The sequence below is a fragment of the Klebsiella sp. C349492 genome (assembly GCF_042055345.1).
Taxonomy (GTDB): Bacteria; Pseudomonadota; Gammaproteobacteria; order Enterobacterales; family Enterobacteriaceae; genus Klebsiella; species Klebsiella scottii.
This window is the reverse complement of record NZ_JANQCE010000042.1, coordinates 1-255: the sequence shown is the minus strand read 5'-3', so window position 1 is coordinate 255 and position 255 is coordinate 1. Positions and strand designations below refer to the sequence as shown.

The 255-nt window shown below is 55.7% G+C and carries 1 rRNA gene; it reads left to right on the top strand.

Going from position 1 to position 255, the window contains the following annotated elements:
* A 16S ribosomal RNA gene (locus NWP14_RS27890) occupies window positions 1-255 on the top strand; the annotation flags it as partial.

The window sequence follows — 255 nt, the reverse complement described above, 5'->3', positions numbered from 1 at the left end:
TCTGGGAAACTGCCTGATGGAGGGGGATAACTACTGGAAACGGTAGCTAATACCGCATAACGTCGCAAGACCAAAGTGGGGGACCTTCGGGCCTCATGCCATCAGATGTGCCCAGATGGGATTAGCTGGTAGGTGAGGTAACGGCTCACCTAGGCGACGATCCCTAGCTGGTCTGAGAGGATGACCAGCCACACTGGAACTGAGACACGGTCCAGACTCCTACGGGAGGCAGCAGTGGGGAATATTGCACAATGG